A 4579-nucleotide genomic window follows, 5' to 3' on the forward strand; every position below is an offset into this window, starting at 1 on the left:
GGAGGGGAGAGATGGAATGCGGAACCTGCCCCCCAAGGAAGGAAGTTCACCCGATCAGCGGCACGTGCGGTGCGCAATCGCGCGGGATCAGCCCGGTGATGCGCGGGTCGGGCAGCAGCTCGATCTCGCGCCCGGTCGGCACGAAGCCCTGCGCGATATAGAAGCCGAGCGCCCTGGGATCGTCGAGCGTGCAGGTGTGCACCCAGACGCGCTCCACCCCGCCGCGCCAGGCGAGGCCGAGCGCCTGGCCCATCAGCCACGTGCCGAAGCCCTGGCCGGTGAGCTGCGGGATCAGCCCGAAAAAGGCGATCTCGCAATCGGCGGCCTCACGGAAATCGAGCTCGAGCAGCCCGATCTCGATGCCCCTGGGATCGAGCACCGCGAAGATCTCGACCGCCGGATCGGCAAGGATTGCCTCCAGCGCCTCATCGGCCATCGCCAGCCGCGAGAACCACAGCCAGGGCTCGCCGACGCGGCGATAGAGCGCGCGATACTTGTCGATGCCCGGCGCCTTCCAGCGCTTGAGCCGCAGTGGCACCGGCCGGACCGGGCGCGGCCCCGGTCGGGCGCGCATTTCCAGATGCGTCACCACCGTGGCGATCTCGCCCGGCGCGACGGGGAGGAAGCGCGAGCTCATGCCCGGCCCGCCAGTCCTGCCGGCGGGCCGGACAGCGGATCAGAGCTCGGGCTCTTCATCGCCGCCCGAATCGTCTTCCTCGGGCTCGTCCTCGGGTTCATCGGCTTCCTCTTCCTCGGGCTCGTCGGCCTCGTCGGCCTCATCCTCGCCCTCGTCGACTTCGTCCTCGGCCTCATCGGCTTCCTCGGCTTCCTCGGCTTCCTCTTCGGAGTCCTCGGATTCTTCCGCCGATTCCTCCTCGGACGATTCCTCGCTGGTTTCCTCGGAGCTTTCCTCGGACGATTCCTCGGTCACCTCTTCGGAGCTTTCCTCATAGCTTTCGCTGGTCTCCTCGTACGAGGATTCTTCAGAGGTGATCTCGCTGACATAGCTTTCGGAGGTGATCGTCTCCTCGATGATCGTCTCGCTGTACGAATATTCCTCGACGATGACCGAACTATATTCCTCGTAATAGGTCGCATAGCTGAAGCTCGGGGTCGAATAGGCGACCCACGAACCCACCGTCGCCAGATCGATCACCGCATCGAACAGCGCCAGCGTGATCTCGGCCGCGGTGCTGAAGCGCGCATTGTTGCGATTGCCGCCGAACTGGAACGCGCTGTCGCCCTTCTTGAGGAAATAGAGCACGTGCGTGTCGACATCGATCGGCTTGAGTACCCGCTTGCCGCGCACGTCGGTGATGATGTCCCCGGGCACGATCTTGTTCTTGGCGGCAATGCCCTTGGGATCGGTCGAGATGACGAGCACGCCATTGACCCTGGGCTTGATGCCGAACTGCGAGCGGACTGCCGGGGTCAGCTCCATCAGCGTCGCGTCGATCGCGCGCGAGACATAGGGCTTGGGCAGCTTGGCCGCCTGGGCAGCCGCGGTCGGGGCCAGCGCGACCGATGTCATCGGTACGCCAAGGGCCACCGCCGCCAGCGCAGCGCCGGACAGCAGCGAGGTGCGCGCACACGCGCGCGTTACAGACTTGAACATGAAACCCCCAATCAGGGCCGGGCTGATGCGGGGGAACGATTTATCCGGACCCGCAGCCCCCTGCGAGTCGGCCCCGCGCCGGCGCGGCGAAACTGCACCAATGCCGCGCACAAATCCAGCAGGACCGGTCGATCAGCCGCACAATATTGACACGAATGTCAACGAAAGACGCAGTTCACCCCGGACCACAGATTGGTCACCTTCGCCTTGGCCCCGGTGCCATCGAGAATGCCCGAAAGCCCGGCGGCGTTGAACTCGGTGCCCAATGTCGTCTGCTCGATCTTCGCATCATAGGCACCGAGCAGATCGGCGCGGGTGGACCCGATGCCGATGCCGCTGATCGTGGTGAGCTTGGGCGAGGGCTTGCCGTCCTTCCCCTTGGCGGAGGGGCCCTCGGACTCGTCAAGCGCCCAGCCCGCGAACAGCCCGTCGAGCGCGTAGAGCGTGAGCCCATCCTTCCAGCTGAGATAGGCGAGCGGCCCTGCCCCGCATTCTTCGGCGCGGCCAGTCTCCGCCGGCCCCTTGAGCTTTTCGGTGACGAGCTTGAGCTGATCGAGCGGCACGCCGAACGCAAGCGGGCGGGTCGCACCGCTATCGGGATCGATCAGCCGCAGCCCCTCGCCGTCGAGGCTGATCACCGGCGGATGCTGCGCCGCGCCCGGTTGCGCCGCGACGCCGCCTTCGGACAGGTCGATCTGCGGATGGCCCGGCGGCAGCTCGATCCCGGCATGCGGATCGCCCTCGGCCGGTTTCTCCGCCGGTTGCTGGCACGCGGCGAGCAGAACGGTGGCGAGAACGGCGGTGGCGAGGCTGTGCGGCCTGAAGCTGCGGATGGGCTTGGTCATGGCGGCGATGATTAAACCTGCCACCGCGCAGCGCAAGGCGGCATTTGCGCCGCCTGCGCGCGAGCGAGCGTCAGCCGTTGGAGAGCATCAAGGCCGGCTTGTCGTCGCTGCTCGCGATCTGCGGCGCGATGACCTTGCTCTTGTGGCGGAACTGGCCGTCGACATGGCCGCCCTGTTCGATGGTGATCGTCTCGTAGCTGACATCGCCGGTGACATTGGCGGTCGCGGTGATGACGAGATCGCGCGCATCGACCGATCCGTTGACCGTGCCCGCCAGCCGCGCGGATTCGGCGGTGATCGCGCCATGGATGCTGCTCGCCTCGCCCTGCACCAGCGAGGCGCAGGCAATGTCGCCTTCCACCCGGCCATCGACATGCAGGTCGACCTTGGCCGAGATATTGCCCGTGATCACCACGTCCGCGCCGATGACCGAGAAGGTGGAATGGCCGACCATGCTGTTTCCTGACCTGTTCGAGCGGGGGTTAGCGGGTGGCGTCGTCGGTCCGCTGTTCGGCGACGGCTTGGATCTTGAGAACATCGCGATTGGCCTCCAGAAACGGGCGCGGGTTCATGGCGCGGTCATTGTGGCGCACCTCGAAATGGAGGTGCGTGCCGGTGGAACGACCGGTGCTGCCCATGCCGCCCAGCCGCTCGCCCTTGTCGACCTTCTGGCCGACGCGGACGCCGATCGACGACATATGCGCATAGCGGGTGACCAGACCGTTGCCGTGCGCCACTTCGACGCAATTGCCATAGCCCGATTTGACGCCGGCGAACACGATCTTGCCCTGTGCTGCGGCGAGGATCGGCGATCCGGGCGCGCCCTTGAAATCGATGCCGCTGTGCAGCGCCGCAGCGCCGGTGAACGGATTGCGGCGATAGCCGAAGCCGCTGGTGATGGCGGGCGCGAGAGCGGGCGTGCCCGAGGGGATGGCGACGAGCCCGCGCTCGAGCGCGTCCATCCGCGCGAGCGTCTGGCCCAGCGCCGTGAAGCGCGGATCGAGCCGAGCATTGCCCGAACCCTTGAACGGAATGAACGGACCACCCTGCGCGCTGGCGCTGGCCCGGGCGACGGTTTCGGGATTGAGGCCGAACTTGCGGATCGCCTGTTCGGCATTGCGTGCGCGGACGGTTGCGGCGCGGGTCAGGCGTTCGACGAACGCGATCTGGCGCGCTTCCATGCGGGCGAGCCCTGCGGCCTCGGGCACCATCGCGCTGATCTTGCGCGCGGTCTTTGCGGCCTCGTCGCTGCTGCCCTGCTCGGCGCTGCCGACGACGGCGCTGGCATCCTCGCTCGCGGCCTGCTCGCCGATATAGCTGGTGACGATGTCCTCGAGGAACGCCTGACGTTTTTCGAGATCCTGCGCGACGTCCTCGACCGACGAGCGATAGGCCTTGACCCGGCTGGCCGAGCTTTCGATCTCGGCCTGGCGCTGCACCAGCGCCATGCGCTCCATGCTGATGCTATACTGGCTGACCAGCATCGCGAGCGTGATGACCAGCCACAGCAGCAGCGCGGCGACGACAGCCCCGGCCACCGTCATTTGCAGACGTGCAGAAACCTTGACGAATTTGATCTGTCCCTGCGACCGCATGAAAAATTCGCGATCAGGGAACCATAGCGCAAGCGCGTCCGTTACGCGCTTGCGCATCGTTAGAATGCGCATGCGACCCGTTCGACCCTTAAATTTAACCCCGCAGCGCCGCTAGCAAAGGGTCTGACGGATAGCGAATCGACTCCCGCGGCTTTGCCACGAATCGGACGAGTCGTGCGGTGAGTTGCAATCTGACGTGAATTTTCCGCAATTTTCCTGTCATTCGGGCTGCCAGAATCGTCGCAGCAAACGGTTGCGAGTCGTTTTTTTCCTATATTTGCGACGAACCGAGTCGCGGCTTGGAACCTTTTGCCCTGGCTGTTACACGCCGCAGCCATGATTCAAGCCGTCGCCAGCACCGCCAGCCCCTCGCCCCAGGACGTGATCAATGCCTGCTGCGCCGCCGCGCGTGATGCCGCAAAGCAGCTGCGCAGCCTGCCGGACGCTGCCAAGGCCGACGCACTGCGCGCCGCCGCCGCCGCACTGCGCGAAGATGCCGCCATCATCCTGGCCGCCAATGCGCG

5 protein-coding genes and 1 pseudogene are annotated in these 4579 nt (G+C 66.0%); 1 reads left to right on the top strand and 5 read right to left on the bottom strand.

Going from position 1 to position 4579, the window contains the following annotated elements; all coding sequences use genetic code 11:
- Positions 1-46: 46 nt before the first annotated feature.
- The 5 genes from DM995_RS06165 to DM995_RS06185 all read right to left on the bottom strand — a co-directional run bounded on the left by DM995_RS06165 (position 47) and on the right by DM995_RS06185 (position 4055).
- The gene (locus DM995_RS06165) at positions 47-637 is read right to left on the bottom strand and encodes a GNAT family N-acetyltransferase (protein ID WP_116968837.1); all 591 of its coding nucleotides are present in this window, start codon (positions 635-637) and stop codon (positions 47-49) included.
- Positions 638-676: 39 nt separating this feature from the next.
- On the bottom strand, positions 677-1615 hold the full coding sequence (locus DM995_RS06170) for a PDZ domain-containing protein (protein ID WP_116968838.1): 939 nt from the start codon (positions 1613-1615) through the stop codon (positions 677-679).
- 158 nt (positions 1616-1773) lie between these two features.
- Positions 1774-2460, bottom strand: coding sequence for a hypothetical protein (locus tag DM995_RS06175; RefSeq protein ID WP_116968839.1), 687 nt, complete (start codon positions 2458-2460; stop codon positions 1774-1776).
- A 70-nt stretch (positions 2461-2530) separates the two neighbouring features.
- On the bottom strand, positions 2531-2914 hold the full coding sequence (locus DM995_RS06180) for a bactofilin family protein (protein ID WP_023836202.1): 384 nt from the start codon (positions 2912-2914) through the stop codon (positions 2531-2533).
- A 28-nt stretch (positions 2915-2942) separates the two neighbouring features.
- Positions 2943-4055 (bottom strand): M23 family metallopeptidase, encoded by a 1113-nt coding sequence (locus tag DM995_RS06185; RefSeq protein ID WP_232824109.1) that lies wholly within the window; start codon positions 4053-4055, stop codon positions 2943-2945.
- 336 nt (positions 4056-4391) lie between these two features.
- On the opposite strand from DM995_RS06185, the pseudogene proA reads away from it, so the two are divergent.
- Positions 4392-4579, top strand: a pseudogene (gene proA / locus DM995_RS22165) (glutamate-5-semialdehyde dehydrogenase); the annotation flags it as partial.

The sequence above is a fragment of the Blastomonas sp. UPD001 genome, from assembly GCF_003426715.1.
GTDB lineage: Bacteria > Pseudomonadota > Alphaproteobacteria > Sphingomonadales > Sphingomonadaceae > Blastomonas.